20 protein-coding genes are annotated in these 19,757 nt (G+C 41.5%); 18 read left to right on the top strand and 2 right to left on the bottom strand.

All coding sequences use genetic code 11. The annotated features are described in order from the left end of the window. Positions 1-87 precede the first annotated feature (87 nt). The 4 genes from tsaE to hfq all read left to right on the top strand — a co-directional run bounded on the left by tsaE (position 88) and on the right by hfq (position 4,125). Positions 88-567 (top strand): tRNA (adenosine(37)-N6)-threonylcarbamoyltransferase complex ATPase subunit type 1 TsaE, encoded by a 480-nt coding sequence (tsaE, locus tag FTU77_RS03225; protein ID WP_180054595.1) that lies wholly within the window; start codon positions 88-90, stop codon positions 565-567. Next, the gene (gene mutL / locus FTU77_RS03220; protein ID WP_180010296.1) at positions 557-2,569 is read left to right on the top strand and encodes a DNA mismatch repair endonuclease MutL; all 2,013 of its coding nucleotides are present in this window, start codon (positions 557-559) and stop codon (positions 2,567-2,569) included. The genes tsaE and mutL overlap by 11 nt, the downstream gene beginning before the upstream one ends. A gap of 6 nt (positions 2,570-2,575) precedes the next feature. Then, positions 2,576-3,520 (top strand): tRNA (adenosine(37)-N6)-dimethylallyltransferase MiaA, encoded by a 945-nt coding sequence (miaA, locus tag FTU77_RS03215; RefSeq protein WP_180010297.1) that lies wholly within the window; start codon positions 2,576-2,578, stop codon positions 3,518-3,520. 92 nt (positions 3,521-3,612) lie between these two features. After that, complete coding sequence (gene hfq / locus FTU77_RS03210; RefSeq protein ID WP_180007345.1) at positions 3,613-4,125, top strand: RNA chaperone Hfq; 513 nt, start codon at positions 3,613-3,615, stop codon at positions 4,123-4,125. A 170-nt stretch (positions 4,126-4,295) separates the two neighbouring features. Here the strand turns inward: hfq and FTU77_RS03205 are convergent, their stop codons facing one another. Together FTU77_RS03205 and FTU77_RS03200 are read right to left on the bottom strand one after the other, a co-directional pair. Continuing rightward, on the bottom strand, positions 4,296-5,603 hold the full coding sequence (locus tag FTU77_RS03205; RefSeq protein ID WP_180054593.1) for a peptidylprolyl isomerase: 1,308 nt from the start codon (positions 5,601-5,603) through the stop codon (positions 4,296-4,298). Further along, entirely contained in the window at positions 5,603-8,083 is a 2,481-nt protein-coding gene (locus FTU77_RS03200) for an LPS-assembly protein LptD (protein ID WP_180054591.1), read from the bottom strand. Before FTU77_RS03200 ends, FTU77_RS03205 begins: the two co-directional genes overlap by 1 nt. Before the next feature lie 120 nt (positions 8,084-8,203). Here FTU77_RS03200 and FTU77_RS03195 point away from each other — a divergent pair, with 120 nt between their 5' ends. From FTU77_RS03195 to FTU77_RS03130, 14 genes are all read left to right on the top strand, one after another. Then, on the top strand, positions 8,204-9,217 hold the full coding sequence (locus FTU77_RS03195; protein WP_180054588.1) for an aminoglycoside phosphotransferase family protein: 1,014 nt from the start codon (positions 8,204-8,206) through the stop codon (positions 9,215-9,217). Further along, positions 9,217-9,906: an N-acetylmuramate alpha-1-phosphate uridylyltransferase MurU gene (gene murU / locus FTU77_RS03190; protein ID WP_180054586.1), complete on the top strand. Its 690-nt coding sequence runs from the start codon at positions 9,217-9,219 to the stop codon at positions 9,904-9,906. Before FTU77_RS03195 ends, murU begins: the two co-directional genes overlap by 1 nt. An 84-nt stretch (positions 9,907-9,990) precedes the next feature. Then, positions 9,991-10,623: a 16S rRNA (guanine(527)-N(7))-methyltransferase RsmG gene (rsmG, locus tag FTU77_RS03185; RefSeq protein WP_168378887.1), complete on the top strand. Its 633-nt coding sequence runs from the start codon at positions 9,991-9,993 to the stop codon at positions 10,621-10,623. Between the two features lie 24 nt (positions 10,624-10,647). Beyond that, entirely contained in the window at positions 10,648-11,430 is a 783-nt protein-coding gene (locus tag FTU77_RS03180; RefSeq protein WP_078188958.1) for a ParA family protein, read from the top strand. Continuing rightward, entirely contained in the window at positions 11,427-12,314 is an 888-nt protein-coding gene (locus FTU77_RS03175) for a ParB/RepB/Spo0J family partition protein (RefSeq protein ID WP_168378888.1), read from the top strand. The genes FTU77_RS03180 and FTU77_RS03175 overlap by 4 nt, the downstream gene beginning before the upstream one ends. Positions 12,315-12,345: 31 nt before the next feature. Further along, entirely contained in the window at positions 12,346-12,987 is a 642-nt protein-coding gene (locus tag FTU77_RS03170; protein WP_180054584.1) for a MotA/TolQ/ExbB proton channel family protein, read from the top strand. Positions 12,988-13,000: 13 nt separating this feature from the next. Further along, the gene (locus tag FTU77_RS03165) at positions 13,001-13,423 is read left to right on the top strand and encodes a biopolymer transporter ExbD (protein ID WP_180022523.1); all 423 of its coding nucleotides are present in this window, start codon (positions 13,001-13,003) and stop codon (positions 13,421-13,423) included. Then, complete coding sequence (msbA, locus tag FTU77_RS03160) at positions 13,423-15,150, top strand: lipid A export permease/ATP-binding protein MsbA (RefSeq protein WP_180054581.1); 1,728 nt, start codon at positions 13,423-13,425, stop codon at positions 15,148-15,150. Before FTU77_RS03165 ends, msbA begins: the two co-directional genes overlap by 1 nt. Before the next feature lie 3 nt (positions 15,151-15,153). Further along, positions 15,154-16,167 (top strand): tetraacyldisaccharide 4'-kinase, encoded by a 1,014-nt coding sequence (lpxK, locus tag FTU77_RS03155; protein WP_180054578.1) that lies wholly within the window; start codon positions 15,154-15,156, stop codon positions 16,165-16,167. Between the two features lie 3 nt (positions 16,168-16,170). Further along, the gene (gene kdsB, locus FTU77_RS03150; RefSeq protein ID WP_180054576.1) at positions 16,171-16,932 is read left to right on the top strand and encodes a 3-deoxy-manno-octulosonate cytidylyltransferase; all 762 of its coding nucleotides are present in this window, start codon (positions 16,171-16,173) and stop codon (positions 16,930-16,932) included. Positions 16,933-16,945: 13 nt separating this feature from the next. Continuing rightward, positions 16,946-17,929: a DNA polymerase III subunit delta' gene (locus tag FTU77_RS03145; protein ID WP_180054574.1), complete on the top strand. Its 984-nt coding sequence runs from the start codon at positions 16,946-16,948 to the stop codon at positions 17,927-17,929. 15 nt (positions 17,930-17,944) lie between these two features. Further along, the gene (locus FTU77_RS03140; RefSeq protein ID WP_111885061.1) at positions 17,945-18,286 is read left to right on the top strand and encodes a PilZ domain-containing protein; all 342 of its coding nucleotides are present in this window, start codon (positions 17,945-17,947) and stop codon (positions 18,284-18,286) included. A 31-nt stretch (positions 18,287-18,317) separates the two neighbouring features. Then, positions 18,318-19,091, top strand: a complete 774-nt coding sequence (locus FTU77_RS03135) for a TatD family hydrolase (protein WP_180054571.1) — start codon at positions 18,318-18,320, stop codon at positions 19,089-19,091. Positions 19,092-19,133: 42 nt separating this feature from the next. Beyond that, the gene (locus tag FTU77_RS03130) at positions 19,134-19,748 is read left to right on the top strand and encodes a TetR/AcrR family transcriptional regulator (RefSeq protein ID WP_168378896.1); all 615 of its coding nucleotides are present in this window, start codon (positions 19,134-19,136) and stop codon (positions 19,746-19,748) included. Positions 19,749-19,757: the final 9 nt, after the last annotated feature.

Raw genomic sequence — 19,757 nt, 5'->3', positions numbered from 1 at the left:
AAAATGCTCAATCTGTAGTGTGAACATATCCATTTTAGCCAGTGCGATGCTATCATATTTAATTCTTATGTACATGTTGTGAGTAATATGCAGTATTCATTCAGTCTGGAACTTAATAGTGAAGTCGATACCCAAAACTTAGCTACCGTACTGGCGACGCATTTTACGACGGGTGTAGCGTATTTAATTGGTGACTTGGGTGCAGGAAAAACCACGTTAACCCGTTATTTTTTACAACACTTGGGTCATCAAGGTGCGGTAAAAAGTCCGACCTATACATTGGTTGAACCTTACAATATTCAAGGACAAGATATTTTTCATTTTGATTTATATCGTCTGAATGACCCTTATGAGCTTGAACTTATGGGTATCCGTGATTATTTAGAAACGCCGAACGCCCTATTTTTATTTGAATGGCCATCTAAAGGGGGCGACGAAATCCCTGCGGCTGATTTAATTATTAATATTGAAAAGTCTGCGGATGAAAGTACCCGTACAGCGACTTTAAGCTCTACTTCAGAAACTTTGCAAAACGCTTTGGAGCAAAAATTTAACCATGCTGAATGAAATCAGTGCCCGCCGCATTCGAACGCTTGATCCTGCCTTAGCCAACCAAATTGCCGCAGGGGAAGTGATTGAACGTCCTGCTTCTGTGGTCAAAGAATTACTGGAAAATGCCATTGATGCAGGGGCGACTGAGCTGATTGTTCGTATTGAACAAGGCGGCAGTACACTGATTGAAATTATAGACAATGGTCGGGGCATCCACCCTGAAGATTTACCTTTGGCGGTCATGCGCCATGCCACAAGTAAAATCCAAACTGCTGAAGATTTACATGCCATTGTCAGTTTGGGCTTTCGTGGGGAAGCCTTGGCTTCGATCGCTGCGGTGTCTCGTTTGACACTGACCAGTAGCCAAAATGATGACGGTGTAGGCTATCAGGTCGAAGTAAATGGCACCGCATTTGATTCGCAAGAAATTCAGCCTGTGGCAGCGACGCAAGGCACAACCATCCGTGTGCAAGATTTATTTTTTAATGTACCTGCACGGCGTAAGTTCCTCAAAAAACCGGGGACTGAGTTTGGACATATCGAAGAAATTGTCCGTCGTTTAGCACTGACCCATTTTGATATACGTTTTGTCCTTGAGCATAACAATAGCATTAAGCTGAACTTGCCTATTGCAGATAGTGGTGCGCTGCGTTTTCAGCGGGTGCAACAATTATTAGGCCGTCAATTTACTGAAAATGCGTACTGGATGGATGCTGATAGCGTCAATATGCGTCTCAGTGGGTGGTTAGGTCATCCTTCAGATGCACGTGCGCAAGCCGATATGCAATATGTCTATGTGAATGGACGTATCGTAAAAGACAAGACAGTTTCACATGCACTTCGCATGGCCTATGACGGTATTTTGCATGGACATCAACATGCGGCTTATTTGTTATTTATGGAAGTTGATCCAGAAAATATCGATGTGAATGTGCATCCAACCAAGCATGAAATACGTTTTCTAAATCAACGTGAAGTACATGAATTTGTCCGACATTTTGCCAAATCGACTTTAGCGCAATTTCAAACCGCGACCGCCGAATTGTCTTCTGCAATGAAACTCGACGGGCAGGCACATGAAAATATTATTCCGCAGCCGCGTCATCAGGAACAATTTTCATTACATCAACCCCAGCCAGTTGCAGAGCAAGGCACAAATTTTGTCAGTCCAGAGATCGCAGGTGGACTCACTGACTTTAGTTCGCCAGCAAAGGTGCAATATGCTTCAAATCAAGCGTCAACAGGGCTGGAAGCGTATACACAGCAATATTCAAATGCGTCGAATAATAGCGCTGGATATCAGTCAAATTTAGCGGGTTCCAGACAGCTCAACAATGCATTGCAAAGTTATTTAGCGCCTCTACGTCAAACTGAGTCTTCAAATGATCCTAATATCGCTTTAGCTGAGCATATTCAGCAGAAAGTCGATGAGCATCCTTTGGGGATTGCCATTGCGCAATTGCATGGCATTTATATTTTGGCGCAGAACACAGAAGGTTTAATCATTGTTGATATGCATGCGGCACATGAACGCATCGTTTTACAACAAATGAAAGCGGCTTGGGATAAACCTGAGTTTTGGACATCACAGCAATTGCTGATTCCTAAAGTCGTCAATATCAGTCGGATGCAAGCCATGCGCGTCGATGAGCTCAAAGAACAATTGGCACGATTAGGTTTGGAAATAGACCAATATGGCGATGAGCAAGTTATTGTCCGAGGTGTTCCTGCCATTTTGCATAAAGCAGACTTTGATGCGCTGATTCCAGATTTATTAAATGATTTAGACCCAAGTGATCAGGTTGCAGGGTTACTACAAAAGCGCGATCAAATATTGGCAGGCATGGCCTGTCACGGCGCTGTACGCGCACACCGTATTTTAAGTCTATCTGAAATGAATGCATTACTGCGTCAGATGGAACAAACTGAATTTGCCAGCCAATGTAACCATGGACGTCCGACGTGGCGTGCGTTTCCATTGGCACAGCTAGATAAACTTTTTGCTCGGGGAGAGTAGTTTTACATGTCAAATCAATTGCCGGTCATCAACTTAATGGGACCAACTGCAAGCGGTAAAACCGCCTTGGCATGTGAATTATACGAGCAAGGTGGATTCGAATTAATTTCTGTCGATTCTGCTTTGGTTTTTCAGGATATGGATATTGGTACGGCCAAGCCGAGTAAAGCTGAGTTGGAGAAATATCCACATCATTTGATTGATATTATCAGTCCGCTAGAAGTGTATTCGGCAGCGAACTTTGTGGAAGATGCGTGTGTACTGATTGATGATATGCATGCACGAGGTAAAACACCGATTTTAGTCGGTGGTACAATGTTGTATTACAAGGCTTTATTGGAAGGGTTGTCTTCAAATTTACCAAGTGCAGACTATGCTGTACGTGCTGAAATTGAAGCCAAAGCTGAGTCGCAAGGTTGGGATGCTGTATATGCAGAACTGTGCAATGTAGACCCATTGGCAGGTGAAAAATTTAAACCGAGTGATAAGCAACGAATTATCCGTGCGCTAGAAGTTTTTAAGTTAACCGGTAAACCCATTACTCAGTTACAAGCTGAGCAACCTAAAAACGTACCATACCGATACAATTTTCATAATTACGCATTATTGCCAGACCGATTAGAATTACATGAGCGTATAGCTCAACGTCTAAAAACAATGTGGGAAATTGGATTTTTAAATGAAGTGAAAGCTCTCATTGAAAAATACGATTTAGATGAAAATTTACCCTCTATGCGCTCAGTTGGATATCGTCAAGCTTTAGATTTTTTGAAAAATAGTGATCAAAGTAGCGAAAAACAGCGTGAAATGGAGGATAAGGCACTTTTTGCAACACGACAACTTGCAAAACGTCAATATACTTGGTTAAGATCTTTGCAAGAAACGCATAAATTTACTACATATTTAACTGCGCAGCAGGCTCAAGAAGACTTGCGAAAGTGCTACGGATAAAGCAAAATTTACAGACTACCTTTTTGATAATTTTTAATTGAAAAGTAAAGGTAGCTTTTGCGCTGATTTTTATTATTTTTTGGAGTTATAACATGTCTAAAGGTCAAACTTTACAAGATCCGTTCTTAAATTCTCTCCGTAAAGAACGTATTCCTGTGTCGATCTTCCTTGTCAACGGTATTAAATTACAAGGTCATATTGAATCTTTCGACCAATACGTTGTTTTATTAAAAAATACTGTAAGCCAAATGGTTTACAAACACGCTATTTCAACTGTTGTTCCAGCACGTAACCCACGTCCTGCTGGTGCTCCTGCTGGTGCTCAAGGCGCTGCCGGCTTCGGTGGTCAACAAGGCGGCTTCGGCGGCGGTCAACAAGGTGGCTTCGGTGGTCAAGGTGGCTTTGGTGGTCAAGGTGGCTTCGGTGGTCAAAGTGGCTTTGGTGGTCAAGGTGGCTTCGGTGGTCAAGGTGGCTTCGGTGGTCAAGGTGGCTTTGGTGGTCAAGGTGGCTTCGGTGGTCAAAGTGGTTTCGGCGGTCAAAATGCTGGTTTTGATGGCGAAACTAAATTTGAAGATGCTCAAGACGACGAAAACAACAATCGTTAATTGAGTTAAAAAAACCTCCCAAATGGGAGGTTTTTTTTGCCTATAAAAAGAGTAGATGGTTTAAATACTGGTTTTTTAATAATTACTACAACTAATAATTACTACAACGCTGAATAATGATAAGAATCGACATAAAAAAACCAGCCGAAGCTGGTTTTTTGTTTATTCACTTATTTCTTTTTACGATCTAGAGCAGGGTCTTTAATTTCAACATAGGCATTGTTGCGTATTTCACGTAACCAGCTGTCCAGTTCAGTGTCAAATTGACGCTCACCTAAAATCTGACGTGCCATACGTTCTTGTACTTCATGTGTCATGTCTTGTTGACGTGTATCTGTTACTTGCAGGATGTGCCAACCAAACTGAGATTGGAAGGGTTTGCTGATTTCACCTTTCGCTGTTGATTTCATCATCGCTTCAAATTCTGGAACCATAACACCTGGGCTAACCCAACCTAAACTACCACCATTGGCAGCAGAACCGGTGTCATTCGAGAATGTTGAAGCCAAGACAGCAAAATCTTCACCTTTTTGCAGGCGGTTATACAAGTTGTCGATCATTTGCTTGGCATTTTCAGGACTCACGACCTCAGATGGTTGAATCAGGATATGGCGAGTTTGGTATTGAGGAACAATGGCTTTTTGTTCGCCACTTTTACGGTCGACCAATTTTAAAACATGAACGCCATCACGTACTGAAATTAGTTCAGTGGTTTGACCAACTTGCAAAGGAGCTACACGTGCAGCAAGTTCATCTGGAATATCAGATAAGTTGCGGAAGCCCATATCGGCACCGTCAACTTTAATGTCTTTGGTACTGTATTTGCTAGTAATCGCTTTTACATCGTTGCTTGCTGCAAGTTCTTTACGAATGTCTTCCGCGATTTTAACGGCATTATCACTGCTAGCTACACGTACATGTAAGACATGAACTTGATTACCTAACGCAGCTTGACCTTGTGGTGAGCTTAAGAAGTTTTTCACATCTTGATCACTGATTTGAATGCGAGAAGTGACCAACTGTTGGCGTAGACGTTGTAAAGCGATGTCTTCAGCGATTCGTGCACGTAAACCTGCATAGGTATTTGGTGCAACAGCATCTAATTTTTGCTGAAACGCTTCTAAGCTTGGAGAACCTGCGTCTTTTGCAACTTTAAGTACAGCTTCATTAAGTGATTTTTCATCCGCTTTGACATTATATCGTTTAACTTGTTCAAGCTGTGCTTGGCGCGAAATTAGCTGTTCTAAAGCTTGTTGCTGCAAGTATTCAGTCGGTGGGACGGTTTGTTTTTTTGCTTGAAGTTGGTGAGTGATCTCGGCAATGCTTTGATCAAGATCACTACGTAGAATCACGCTATTGTCAACGACAGCTACAATTTCATCTTTAGGTTGCGCAGCAGCAAATACAGATACAGAAGTCGATATGCAAAGTGCCAAGGCTGACGCTTTAAAAATTTGTTTTAACTGTTTTGTCTTCATTAACGTTCTGTCCAAGATTGATTGATATTGTTAAAACCCAACACTCGGTTTTCAAGCAAAGAGGTTAATTTATTGTTGAAGCCACCTAAACCTTTTAAGGTGAACTCCGCCATAATGGCACGTTTTGGTTTAACATCTGAAGATGTTACATCATCTAAATCGTTATAGTACGAACGACCATAAACTGAAACACCCCAGCAGCATGACTCGTAGTTCACACCAAGTAAATATTCACGCGCAATACTGTTGTCGAGGTCATATTGTGCATGACCGATAATACGCCAGTTATTGTGTATAGGTTGAATAAACGATGCTACTGCTTGGTCATAGCTGTCTTGGCGGTTCGGAATGTCTTTACGATAGAAATAACCGACATTGTATAAATTGCCTTTATTTCCTGTGTAATACATTTGAATATCGCGCTGAGCATTATCACCATTCGCCATCCATGCAGAATTGGCATTGACACTGATGCTGTCAGATAGTTGGCTAGAAATGCTCACGACAGGGCCAGTATGGCGTTCGGTATCAAATTTATCAGAGACGTTGTTTAGCGTGACGCGGCGGTCTTCAAAATAGAAACTTTGACCAACGCTAGCTTTTAAACGCTCAAGACCTACATCATCAAATAAACTATAGCTTAAGCCTAGAGATGCGAAGTTGTTGTCTTCTAAACGGTCATTACCGTAGAAACGACGCGGGCTAAACAACTGGTCATAGTTAATTGACGCTGTGGTTGAGTCAAAGTTCGGGTTAGTGTCTTGGTTTTTGTATGGAGAATACGCATAGAAGAAGCGTGGCGTTAAGGTTTGTAGATAACGACCTTCGCGCTCCATCACAAGACCCGCATCTAAAGTAAATTGCGGTACAATGACCGATTTACTTTCACTACTAGAGTAATTGTTATTTGTATTGGCGCGATCAACAGTATCTTGGTCATAAATCGTGTTGACGTTACGAATCGTTGCTTCAGGAATCACAAAAGACCATGGGTTGCGATAGTTATAACGCACACTAAAGTCGTTATAAATACGCGCGCCGCTTGGCTCATACATTGTCGCATCACCATTGTTTTGCGGAATATTATCGCCACTTAGGTTCTTTTTAAAATAAGCCGTATCGTTGTTAAATTCGTACTGTAAGCCGAGAGGATTACCAGTCTTGTAGTTCAGTAGGAATTGCGGCAAACGCGCATACGGACGGTCTTCATCACTGACAGTTTTATCCAGTGTTTGGAAGTCTTCAACTTTGAGCTGTGCTTTTAGCCCAGGGATACCATTTTTATAATTGAGTTCCCATGCACGGCGTAAGTTCAGGTCAGTTTTTGAGTTTGGATTATTATTGAGATCTGAGAAATAGTCTTTATCAGATGCATAGTTATATTCTAAATTTGTCGTGAATTGATCGTTAATTTTCCAGTTATGGAGGAAATGTAAGTCTTTACGATCTTGATCGTCATACTTTTGGTCGGATGGTAAATAACCACCCCACACCATCCCTGAACCAAAGTTTTTGGTCAAATAACGGAATTCACCTTCCATCATTGCGCCACGGTCTGCAATATAACGTGGTGTTACCGTAGCATCATAGTTTGGCGCAAGGTTTAGGTAAATCGGTACCGCAAGCTCAATACCACCGTCATTGGTAAAACCAAAGCTCGGGGTCAAAATACCAGTGGTACGACGGTCATCAATCGGGAAGTTGAAATAGGGCACAGCCATCACAGGTACGTTTTTTACATATAATGTTGTACCTTTGGTTTCACCGCGGCCAGTTTCTTGATTCAGCTTAATTTTGTCTGCTTGAATTTTCCACGTTGGTTTTTCATCGGGTGGACAAGTGGTATAAACCGCATTTTCTAATTCTAGGGTTTCTGTTGAAGTGCGCGAAATTTTTTCAGCACGACCATGCGCATGCTGCTGTTCAGCAATAAAGAAACTGTTATTTAAATCACCTTGTTGGGTTTTTAAATTGTAATCAATTGAATCGCTTTGAGAAATTAGCCCAGACTGCGCCATTTGCACGCGGCCAGAAGCATTGGCGTAGGTTTGGGTTTTATCAATTTTGATTTGATCGGCACGAATTTGACGACCTTCTTGGTCAATCAGAACATTACCTTCAAGAATGGAGTCGCCATTCGGGTCAAAATGACCATAGTCAGCGGTAATGGTAGAGGTTGCATCTTCAGGTGCGACCGCTTTTGTCGTTGGCGCAACAGGGGTAATCCACGTGCCAGTACAAAATGCAGAACTTAATTGATTGGTGTTGCGAATCTGTGCTTCAGGTGCAGACTTATCGACATAATATTGTTCGAAGAACTGCTGCCCCGGATAAGCTTCTGAAATGCTTTGTTTGAGTTGTTCTGTATCGTCATCCGTGGACGGGTTTGAAACAGGTGCTGCATAGCTTGGTAACGAGCTACCACATAGAAGGGTTAAGATCGCAGTCGCTAAAGGATTAAATTTAAACTGATGCTTCATTTGTCTCATTAACCAGGTATGCTTAATCGCAATTAATTATTGTCGCATCATAGAGAAAAAGTTGATAAGTAGCTACACTTAGCACTTTAAAAACTCAGCCTGTATTAGAATTTATCGCAAATGAATACACAACGTGAACAATTGATACAAACATGGATTTCATCTGTACTCGATTCAGATCAATTTGAAATTAACTTCTTAGCAGGCGATGCAAGCTTCCGTCGTTATGCACGAATCAAATTGAATAATAAAACATTTATGCTCATGGATGCACCACCAGAAAAAGAAGATTGTGGTCCTTTTGTGTCGATTGATGAATTTTTTGATGCACATGGCGTGCGTGTACCACATATCGTGGCCAAAGACCTTGATCAAGGCTTCTTATTGTTAGAGGATTTTGGTGATGTTTTATTGTCCACGTTGTTGAATGATCAAACAGTAGACGCACATTATGCTCAAAGTTTTAAACAGTTGATTCAATTACAGTCAATTGATGGTACTGCTCATTTTCCTGCATATACCTATGAAAAGCTGATTTCTGAAATGGAGCTGTTAACCGATTGGTTATTGCCATCTCTACAAGTGCAGCCTACTGAAGAAGAATCGGCACTGATTAAACGTACCTTTGCTATCTTAGCCAATGCTGCATTGGCTCAGCCTCAAGTGATTGTGCATCGTGATTTTCATAGCCGTAATTTGATGGTACTAGATGGTGAGCAAGATCAGGGCGTGATTGATTTCCAAGATGCTGTGATTGGTGCAGATACTTATGATTTGATTTCTATTACACGTGATGCTTATGTGCAGTGGAATGCAGATCGCGTTTATGCATGGTTTAAAACGTTCTATGATTTGCTACCTTCATCGGCTAAAGAAGATCGTAGCTTTGAGCAATTCAAACAAGACGCAGACCTCATGGCGATTCAACGTCATATCAAAATTTTAGGTATTTTTGTGCGCTTATTTGAGCGTGATGGTAAATCGGGTTATCTCAAAGATTTGCCGCGTGTGATGTGGTATTTACTTGAAGAAAGTAAACCGTATGCAGAATTACAACCTTTTATGCAATTTATTCAGGCTAAAGTATTGCCGAAATTTGAAGCCAAATACGGCACTTATGAGGTTGTTGCATAATGAAAGCCATGATTTTAGCGGCGGGTCTCGGAAATCGGATGCGCCCTTTAACATTGTATAAGCCAAAGCCTTTGCTTGAAGTGGGTGGAAAACCACTGATTGTTTGGCATATAGAAAAGCTAAAAAAAATTGGCGTAACTGAAATCATCATCAATTCTGCATGGCTTGCAGATATATTGATTGGTACTTTGGGCGATGGCTCGCAGTTTGGTGTGGATATTCGCTGGACACGTGAAGCAGAAGGCTTGGAAACAGCCGGTGGTATTATTAATGCCTTACCTTTGCTTGGGACAGAACCGTTTATTTTAGTCAATGGTGACGTTTGGACGACCTACGATTTTTCAGCCTTGCTCAATGTTGAGCTAAAAGATGACTTGGCACACTTGGTCTATGTGACTAACCCAACGCAACATCCAAAGGGTGATTTTATCTTGGATGCAGGGCGTAGTTATACCTTTGAGCAAGAACATACAGGCGAGGCACTCACCTATAGCGGGATCGCAGTTATACATCCAAACATGTTTGATGGATTGGAAGCGGGTAAGCGTCCGCTCGCACCATTATTGAAACAAGCCATGTTGGATGGAAAAATTTCTGCAGAGAAAATGCAAACTGCGTGGGTTGATGTTGGCACACCTGAGCGTTTAAGTGATCTAGATCTACAGATTCGCCAAGGCATGTACGATTAAGTGCATATTCGCTAAGCGTTAGCTACTGTTCCACGGCTTAGAAATCGGTATACTTCAGTTAATTTTTATTGAGATGTCTTCTTTATGCATCCTTTTTTTCAAGACTTAAAGCAAGGTAGTCAAAAGCTTGGCTTAGATTTGAGTGAAGAAGCATTAAATCTATTGCTGAAATACCAAGATGCCCTAGTGCTGTGGAACAAAGCGTATAACTTGACCGCTATTCGTGATCCTAAAGAAATGTTGGTTAAGCATTTATTGGATAGCTTAAGTATCCTAAATGATTTGCCTGCAGGTCGTTTATTGGATATCGGTACGGGTGGTGGCATGCCGGGCATGATCATTGCACTGTGTCAGCCTGAACGTGAATGTGTGCTTTTAGATGCCAACGGTAAAAAAATTCGATTCTTAAAACAATTTATTGCTGACTTAAAACTAAAAAATGTCATTGCGGTACAAACACGTGTCGAAAATGAAGACAGCATTAATGAACTGGGTCAGTTTGATGTGATTACCAGTCGTGCTTTTGCATCGTTAACCGATTTTGTGGATGCGTCTAAACCGTATATGCATGAGCAAAGTATTATTGCGTCGATGAAAGGCTTAATTCCTGAAGAAGAAGTTGAAACACTGAAAAGTGATTTCAAGATTGATATCGTTGCATTAAAAGTTCCACGACTTGATGAGCAGCGTCATTTAATTTTTCTTAAACGTATTTAAAATTTTCAAAGGACTGGGGTTACCATGGCTCAAATTATTGCGATTGCAAACCAAAAGGGTGGCGTAGGTAAAACCACAACGGCTGTGAACTTGGCTGCATCTTTAGCCATATTAAAAAAACGAGTTTTACTTGTGGACATGGATTCACAAGGCAATGCCACGATGGGTTCGGGCATTCAAAAAAATGATTTGTTGTATTCAGTCACGGATGTCTTACTTGGTGAAGTGCCGATTGAAACTGCTATTTATAAAGCGGAAGTGGGCTATAAGGTTTTAGGTGCAAACCGTGACTTGGCCGGTGTTGAACTGGCGATTGCGGATCAAGACGGTCGTGAGTTTATTTTACGTGAAGCATTGGCAAGCGTCGAAAAAGACTTCGACTATATTATTGTCGATTGTGCACCAAGTTTAAGTTTGATCACTGTCAATGCACTTGCAGCGGTACGTGCGGTGCTGATTCCAATGCAGTGTGAATATTATGCCTTGGAAGGTTTGGCTGATTTAACCCAAACCATTGACCGTATTCAGCAAGCATTGAACCCAGATCTAGAGATCGTGGGTGTGCTTCGTACCATGTACGATGCGCGTAATGCCTTAACACGTGATGTGTCTGCTGAGCTTGAACAATACTTCGGTCAGAAACTTTATGACACGGTCATTCCGCGTAATATTCGTTTGGCTGAAGCGCCTGCGCACGGTTTACCAGTGATTTATTTTGAAAAAAGCTCGAAGGGTGCAGTTGCTTATTTGAACTTGGCAGCTGAGATGTTAAAAAAAACCAAAGTAAAAAAAGGAACTAAAGCATGACCGTAAAAAAACGCGGACTGGCTAAAGGTCGTGGTCTGGATGCCTTACTCGGCTCAATCCAAAAAGAAAAACTACAGCTCGAAGCAAAAGCTTTAGATCATGGACAGTTAAAACAAATTGATGTGCATTTATTGAAACGCGGCGAGTATCAACCGCGTCGTTTCATTAAAGAACAAGATTTACAAGAACTTGCTGCATCGATTGAAAAGCATGGCGTCATGCAGCCAATCGTGATTCGTCCTGTAGAAGATGAAAAGCATCCCTACGAAATTATTGCAGGTGAGCGTCGTTGGCGTGCGGCTCAGCTTGCAGGTTTAACCGAAGTTCCAGCCATTGTTCGTGACTTGAGTGACCAAGTGGCAATTGCCTTGGCATTGATTGAAAACATTCAACGTCAAGATCTGAACCCAATTGATCAAGCTATGGCTTTACAACGCTTCCATGACGAGTTCGGTTTAAGTCATCAAGAGATTGCCGATACGGTCGGTAAAGCACGTACCACGATTAGTAACTTGCTACGCCTGTTGTCTTTAGCGGATCAAGTCAAAGACTTTATGCAGCAAGGTTTGCTCGATATGGGGCATGCACGTGCGATCTTGACGTTAAAAGCCAAAGATCAGCTTAAAGTTGCTGAAATGGTGATTGAAAAAAGTATGTCTGTACGTCAAACCGAACAATTTGTTCGTGATTTGAATGCACCAAAACAACAAAAAGCGAAACCAAGTGTTTCATCAGACATTCAGCAACTGACACAGCGTCTCTCTGATCGTTTCAGTGCAGATGTGAAAATTGATCATAATAAACAAGGGAAAGGCAAGCTGGTGATTAGCTACCATACTCTTGAAGAGCTAGATGGCATTTTAAATATTTGTCTAGCTGAATAATTTTTAAATTCGATTTATTGGGGAAAATCAAATGTGGGAATTAGTCAAAGCGGGCGGGTGGTTAATGATCCCGCTCGTCATTTGTTCGATCTTTACGGTAGCCATTACCATTGAGCGTTTTATTCGTTTAAAGAAATCAATGGTGTTACCAAAAGACTTGATGATGAATGTAAACACATCGGTGAAAGATGTGGTGCAGCAGCTAAAGCAAAGTCCAACTTTACAGCAAAGTACATTGGGTCGTGTATTGGGCGCAGGTTTTGCCAGTAAAGATCAAAACGAGCAATATGCACGTGCGCAAATGGAAGTCACAGCGTCACAAGAAATTGGTTATTTAGAAAAAAATATCAACTTTTTGGGCACCTTAAGCGCTGTTGCACCGTTACTAGGTTTGTTGGGTACGGTGATCGGTATCATTGAAGCATTCTTAATGATTGATATTGGTACCAATAGTGATCCAGTGTTGATGATGCCGGGTATTTCTAAAGCCTTGATTACCACTGCTGCCGGTATGTTAATTGCTGTGCCTGCATTATTTGCGCATCGCTATTTCCAACGTTTGGTTCAGGAATATGTGGCTGAGTTAGAACAGCAGTCGACATTGTTTCATGCCGCTTTGTTTTATAAAAAAACACCTGAAGTAGAAAGTCAGGACATTCAGAAAGCCAGCTGAGTGGAGACTGCGCATGAAATTTAAACGTCGTCAGGTTGAAGATATTCATATCAACCTCACACCGATGATTGACTGTTTGATGTTTATTTTGGTGTTCTTGTTGCTCTCGACTACCTTTAATCAGATGAGTCGAATGAACCTCACTTTGCCAGATGCACAAGGTGTTCCACCTAAAAACTATGATCAAAAAATTGAAGTTGTGGTGGATTCATCAGGCCATTATTCTGTCAATGGTCAGTCATTGGCCAGTAAAGAAGTCTCTGATTTGAATACTGCAATTAAACAGACAGCCAATGATCGTCGTGATTTAATGTTTGTGATTGCCGCAGATGCAAAAGCAACACATCAAGATGTGATTCGGGTGATGGATGTTGCAGGTCAACTTGGATTTGTGAATATCAACATCAGTACCAAAGTTCCAACTCGAGGTTATTAGTGAAGCACGATTTTAAGGTCTATTTACGCCTATTAAGTTATTTAAAACCTTTTTGGGGAATCGGCCTGCTGGTTTTGCTTGGTTTCGGTATTAATGCTGCGACAGAAGTTTCTGTCGCAAAATTATTGGAACGCATTATTGAAGCCATTCAAAACAAAGATCAAAGCTTTACAACCTTATTTCCACTCTTGGTGGTTTTATTGATGTTCTTCCGTGGACTCGGTTTGTTCATGGGGGGATATTTTACCGCAGTGATTTCTCGAAACTTAATCTTTAATATTCGTCAGCAAGTGTTCGCAAAACTCATGCGTTTGCCTTCGCAATATTATTTAGATAATTCGAGCGGTCATATCACTGCAAAAATTATGTATAACGTTGAACAGTTGACGGCAGCATCATCTGAGTCACTGAAAACGATTGTACAACAGGGTCTGATTACCATCGCATTATTGGGTTATTTGCTCTATACCAACTGGCGTTTAACTCTGTGTATTTTGATTTTTGGTCCAATTATTGGGCTGATTATCCGTAAAGCATCCAAGCGCATGCGTAAATTATCCATGCAAGTGCAAAGTACCATGGGTGATGTTAACCATGTGGTGCAAGAGACAGTGCAAGGCAACCTAGTGGTTAAGGGCTTTGCAGGGCAAGATTATGAACAAAAACGTTTTTATGAAAGCTCAATGGAGAACTTACGCCGCGGCTTAAAAATGGTTGTGGTGCAACAACTCAATAGCCCAATTGTTCAGTTGATCATGTCGATTGCACTCAGTATCGTGATGTATATCGCGCTACGCCCAGAGATTTTACAAGATACATCAGCAGGTGAGTTTGTAGCGTATATCACTGCCGCAGGTATGTTGAGTAAGCCGATTAAAACCTTAACGGATGTCAATGAAAAACTACAACGAGGCATGGCAGCAGCTTATTCAGTTTTTGAATTGCTTGATATGCCTGAAGAAGTAAATAACGGCACGCTTAAGCCTGCTTTGAAAGGTGATGTCGAATTTAAAAATGTTAATTTGATCTATGCCGATGGTCACCATGCGATTCATGACTTCAATTTAAAAGTGAATGCAGGACAAACCGTTGCATTGGTTGGACGTTCGGGTGCAGGTAAAACCTCACTGGTCAATCTGTTGGTGCGTTACCAAGAGGTATCCTCAGGCCAATTGTTGCTTGATCAGCATGATATTCACGACATAGAACTTAATAGCTTGCGTACTCAGATTTCGATGGTCAATCAGCAAGTGGTTTTGTTTAACCGAACAGTGCGTGAAAATATTGCTTATGGACAGCTCGAGCATGCAACAGATGAGCAAGTTATTGCTGCTGCCAAAGCTGCATTTGCGCATGATTTTATAATGGATTTACCGCAAGGTTATGACACGCCATTGGGTGCGCAAGGTTTAAATCTGTCCGGTGGTCAACGTCAACGGATTGCGATTGCGCGTGCCATTTTGAAAAATGCACCGATTTTAATTTTAGATGAAGCGACCAGTGCGCTGGATAACGAATCTGAATTTTATATTCAGCAAGCATTTGACGCTGCGATGCAAGATCGTACCACGATCGTGATTGCACATCGTTTATCGACCATTGAAAATGCAGACTGTATTGTAGTGATGGATAAAGGGCGTATTATTGAACAAGGTTCGCATACGGAATTGATGGCACAACGTGGTGCATATTACCAACTTCATCAGCGTAATTTTGAGGAAAATTAAGTCATGTTTTTTGCACAATTGATTCAGGATGCTTGGAATGAACAGGCAAAGTGGCTCGTTGTGTTTAGACCTTTGTCATGGCTTTATCGTGGCGGCTTTTTACTCAATAAAAAACTCTATCAATCGGGTATTAAGCAAAGCTATAAAGCGCCTATTCCAGTCATGGTCATTGGAAACATCACAGTGGGTGGAAGTGGTAAAACCCCATTGCTCATTCATTTGGTCAGTTATTTGAATAGCTTAAAGCTGCGTGTTGGTGTGATCAGTCGTGGCTATGGTGGTCAAGGACCATTTCCGGCCTATGTGGATTTAGACTCGACGGCTGAAATCGTGGGTGATGAACCGAGCTTAATCGTTCAATCTACTGGCGTGCCGATGGCAGTCGGTCCAAACCGCCAGCAGAGTATTGAATTGCTGCTGTCTAAGCATGAATTGGATTTGATTATCTGCGATGATGGTTTACAGCATTGGGCGCTTCAACGCCAGTTGGAGTGGATCGTACTGGATAATAACCGTGGTTTAGGCAATGAAAAATTATTACCTGAAGGTTATTTGCGTGAACCGAAAAAGCGCCTTGCCAGTGGGACGGTCATTGAACATTCAGCAGATCCAAGTTCTCCACTGAATATGCACTTAGAAGCGGCGCAGCCTTATTTGCTCAATAAAGATCTTGTGACGACATTTGATGCAAATAAAGATTTTTATGCTGTGGTGGGTATCGGCTTTCCGCAACGCTTTTATAAAACCTTAGAAAATATGGGGATTCATCAATTTCAATGTCATGAATTCCCAGATCATTATGAATATGAACTGAGTGATTTGCAGTTTGAAGATGCCAATCCCATCATTACCACTGAAAAAGATGCAGTTAAAATTTTAGCGATCCTCAAAAATAATCCAGATTTTAAAAGAGAAATATGGGTTGTTCCTGTTGATGCAGTGTTATCACCTGCGTGTTATGAAACTTTGCATGCACAGTTGAAACAACTGGGTCTGAAACTTCCCGAAGGCATTTAATTTATGAAACATATTGTTATTCCTGCACGTTTTTCAAGTTCACGTTTACCAGGTAAGCCATTGCTTGAAATTCACGGCCGTCCGATGATTTTACGTGTAGTCGATCAAGCCAAAAAAGTTGCAGGATTCGATGATCTTTGTGTTGCTACAGATGATGAACGTATTGCCGCAGTGTGTCGTGCGGAAGGGGTTGATGTGGTATTGACCTCTACAGAGCATCCATCTGGGACAGATCGTTTAAGTGAAGTTGCGCGTATCAAAGGTTGGGCAAGTGATGACATTATTGTCAATGTGCAGGGTGATGAACCTTTGCTTCCCGCTCAATTGGTAAAGCAAGTTGCACAATTACTCGTTGATCAGCCGACATGTTCAATGTCGACACTCTGCGAGCCGATTCATAGTCTAGATGAGTTTCAACGTGACAGTATCGTCAAAGTGGTGATGTCAAAGCACAATCAAGCGCTGTATTTCAGTCGTGCGACTATTCCGTATGACCGTGATTGTGCAAAGCTAGCTGAACAAACCTTGCATGATCAGGCTTATCGTCATTTAGGTCTTTATGCATACCGCGTAAAACTGCTTCAAGAATATGTCACTTGGGATATGGGGGTGCTAGAAAAATTAGAAAGCCTTGAACAATTACGCGTTTTGGAAAATGGTCACCGTATTGCCATTGCTGTGGCAGAAGCGAACCTACCACCGGGCGTAGACACTCAAGCTGACCTTGATCGTTTGAACCAAATGGATGTTTCAAACTTCGAATAAGGTTAAACGATTTATGCAAAATGACATTGTGGCGCAAGTGTACCCTTGGCAGCAAAATACATGGAATACATTAACCAGCCGTTTTCCACAACTGGGACATGGCGTGCTTTTGTATGGCAAAAAAGGCTGTGGTAAAGAGGCATTTGCAAAACAATTTCTTGCTTGGGTGCTGTGTCAAAAACGTGATGAGCGAACTGAGCCATGTGGTGAGTGTGGGAGTTGCCAGTGGTTAAAGTCAGATACACATCCAAATTTTGTCCACATCAGTACAGATGAAGACAATAAAAAGCAAAATGCCAAAATTAAAATCGAAAAAATTCGTGATTTATTGCCTTTTGTACAGCAAACCGTAGACGGTTGGCGAGTTGTGTTGATTGAGCCTGCTGAGGCGCTGAACATTGCATCTTCAAATGCATTGCTGAAAACACTGGAAGAGCCGGGCGAGCGGATTGTGATTATGTTATTGGCAGAGCATTATTTGAAATTGCCAGCAACCATTCGCAGTCGAATGCAGCACTATGCATTGGATCGTATTGAACCGGAACAATCACAGCAATATTTACAGCAGCATTTGCCTGATAGTGGTGAAACCCAGCGCAAAGTTCTCATGAACTTAGCCAGTCAAATGCCATTACAAGCGATTTCATTGGCAAGTAGCGAATGGTTAAATATGCGCCAAGAGTTTCTACAAGATTGGCAAAAACTTGTGACACAAAAAAACATGCCGATGGCAATTGCGACCAAGTGGAATAAAGCTCTGAGTTTTAGTGATTTTAGTCAAATGTTTGAATACTTGTTGTCCGATATAATTTGTGTCAAGCTAAATCAATCCATAAAAAATATAGATTTGGATTTTGGGGTGTTGGCAGAGCAATATTCGCTCGAAACACTCTTTGGGATTTATACAGAATTACAGCAGTCTAAGCGGTTCATCGAGCAGAACGTACAGGGGAATCTGGCCGTAGATGAGCTTTGCATCAAACTGATGAATGTTTAATTAAGGGGAAACATCATGCAACCACGTATGGGCGGGATCGTTCACGCTAATATTCCAGATGTGGAAACACTTTTTGCGAGCTACATGCCTTATGTCGTTGGTGGCGGTTTATTTGTACCATCAAAGCAAGCTGTGAAAATGGGTGATGAGGTTTTCTTATTGGCGACTTTGCCTGAACAAAGTATAAAAATTCCTTTGACAGGAAAAGTAATTTGGATTTCGCAAAAGCAAAATGGTATTAAACCACAAGGCTTTGGGATTCAATTAAGCGGCGAAAAAGGCGTTTATTTTAAAACAGAAGCAGAACGTTTACTTGCAGGGCTTAAATCTGAGGGGCGTAGAAGTTACACTATGTAGTTACAACTGTGAAGACTTGTAGGTACATATTGTGTTTGTAGATACCCATTGCCATTTAACCATGCTCGACCTCAGCCCTTATGAGGGTAATTTAGATCTTGCATTGGATCAGGCTCGTCAAGCCGGGGTCTCAAAATTTATGAGTATCTCGGTTGATCTAGATGACCATATCGAACTTTCAAAAATTGCTGCACGTCATGCCGATGTAGGTTATTCCGTTGGGGTACACCCATGTGAAGATCCTGCAACGATGGCTCGGGCAACAGAAGAATATCTCATTGAATTAGCACAAGCTGAAAAGGTTTGGGCGATTGGTGAAACAGGGCTGGACTATTTTCATAGTACAGACTTTATTGCAGAGCAAAAAGAATGCTTTGCCCGCCATATTCACGCATCACAAGCCGTAAAAAAACCAGTGGTTGTTCATACCCGTTCTGCAAAGCATGATACGGTGGATATTATCCGTGCAGAGAAATCCACTCACGGTATTTTGCATTGTTTTACTGAAGATTGGGAAACGGCAAAAGCGGTCTTAGATTGTGGTTATTACGTGTCATTTTCAGGCATTGTTTCTTTTAAAAACGCACAAGATTTGCGTGATGTAGCCAAGCAAGTGCCACTGGATCGCGTGCTGATTGAAACAGATAGCCCATACCTTGCACCGATGCCCTATAGAGGAAAGTCTAATGAACCAAAATACGTTCCTTATGTAGCCAAAGCCTTAAGTGATGTATATGATAAGTCAATTGAAGAGATGGCTTTCATTACAATGCAAAACTTTGAAAATCTCCTCAATCTTAAGTAAATAATTTGAATTGATATAAGAGTAAGAGAGTATAGGGTGAAGATGGATCGTCAAGCTCAGTTTAGAGCAAGAGAAGCATTAATTTTCCAAGTGGCAGAGCAACTGCTATTGGAAAATGGCGAAGCAGGGATGACACTAGATGCGCTAGCGGCAGAACTCGACTTGGCAAAAGGGACGTTATATAAACATTTCCAAAGTAAAGATGAACTATATATGTTGCTCATTATTCGTAATGAACGCATGTTATTGGAAATGATTAAAGACACCGACAAAGCTTTTCCTGAACACCTTGCTTTCTTTATGTTGCATCACTTACATCACCCAGAACGTACAGTGTTGTTTCACCAAATTGAAGAGCGTTTATCGACAACGGGTGTGGGTATTCAGCACTTGTTTAGTGAACTATATCAAGTGCGCAAACAACGCCTACGATTGATCATTCGTATGACTGAGCGTTACTTGGAGTCGATTCAAAGTAGCATGCCAGTACGTGATTATCTTGCTTCGATTTGGTCACTTACACATGGTGCTGCAGCAATTTTGAACTCTAGTTTTTATCAGCGTTATTTGGGTTCAAGAGACACCTTGCGGGTTGCTTATATTGATCAAGCCTTGGCCTTACCAAAACAAGTGCATGCGGTTGCTCAATTCGCTTAAAGGCTGCTT

This window comes from Acinetobacter sp. YH12142 (assembly GCF_013418435.1).
Lineage (GTDB): Bacteria > Pseudomonadota > Gammaproteobacteria > Pseudomonadales > Moraxellaceae > Acinetobacter > Acinetobacter amyesii.
This window is presented reverse-complemented; position numbering and strand designations above follow the sequence as displayed.

Coding starts and splice junctions, on each gene's coding strand:
- FTU77_RS03130 (WP_168378896.1), top strand. CDS start 19,134: ATGGATCGTCAAGCTCAGTTTAGAGCAAGAGAAGCATTAATTTTCCAA.
- tsaE (WP_180054595.1), top strand. CDS start 88: ATGCAGTATTCATTCAGTCTGGAACTTAATAGTGAAGTCGATACCCAA.
- hfq (WP_180007345.1), top strand. CDS start 3,613: ATGTCTAAAGGTCAAACTTTACAAGATCCGTTCTTAAATTCTCTCCGT.
- FTU77_RS03145 (WP_180054574.1), top strand. CDS start 16,946: ATGCAAAATGACATTGTGGCGCAAGTGTACCCTTGGCAGCAAAATACA.
- FTU77_RS03165 (WP_180022523.1), top strand. CDS start 13,001: ATGAAATTTAAACGTCGTCAGGTTGAAGATATTCATATCAACCTCACA.
- FTU77_RS03195 (WP_180054588.1), top strand. CDS start 8,204: ATGAATACACAACGTGAACAATTGATACAAACATGGATTTCATCTGTA.
- FTU77_RS03180 (WP_078188958.1), top strand. CDS start 10,648: ATGGCTCAAATTATTGCGATTGCAAACCAAAAGGGTGGCGTAGGTAAA.
- mutL (WP_180010296.1), top strand. CDS start 557: ATGCTGAATGAAATCAGTGCCCGCCGCATTCGAACGCTTGATCCTGCC.
- FTU77_RS03175 (WP_168378888.1), top strand. CDS start 11,427: ATGACCGTAAAAAAACGCGGACTGGCTAAAGGTCGTGGTCTGGATGCC.
- lpxK (WP_180054578.1), top strand. CDS start 15,154: ATGTTTTTTGCACAATTGATTCAGGATGCTTGGAATGAACAGGCAAAG.
- rsmG (WP_168378887.1), top strand. CDS start 9,991: ATGCATCCTTTTTTTCAAGACTTAAAGCAAGGTAGTCAAAAGCTTGGC.
- kdsB (WP_180054576.1), top strand. CDS start 16,171: ATGAAACATATTGTTATTCCTGCACGTTTTTCAAGTTCACGTTTACCA.
- FTU77_RS03140 (WP_111885061.1), top strand. CDS start 17,945: ATGCAACCACGTATGGGCGGGATCGTTCACGCTAATATTCCAGATGTG.
- miaA (WP_180010297.1), top strand. CDS start 2,576: ATGTCAAATCAATTGCCGGTCATCAACTTAATGGGACCAACTGCAAGC.
- FTU77_RS03205 (WP_180054593.1), bottom strand. CDS start 5,603: ATGAAGACAAAACAGTTAAAACAAATTTTTAAAGCGTCAGCCTTGGCA.
- murU (WP_180054586.1), top strand. CDS start 9,217: ATGAAAGCCATGATTTTAGCGGCGGGTCTCGGAAATCGGATGCGCCCT.
- FTU77_RS03170 (WP_180054584.1), top strand. CDS start 12,346: ATGTGGGAATTAGTCAAAGCGGGCGGGTGGTTAATGATCCCGCTCGTC.
- FTU77_RS03200 (WP_180054591.1), bottom strand. CDS start 8,083: ATGAAGCATCAGTTTAAATTTAATCCTTTAGCGACTGCGATCTTAACC.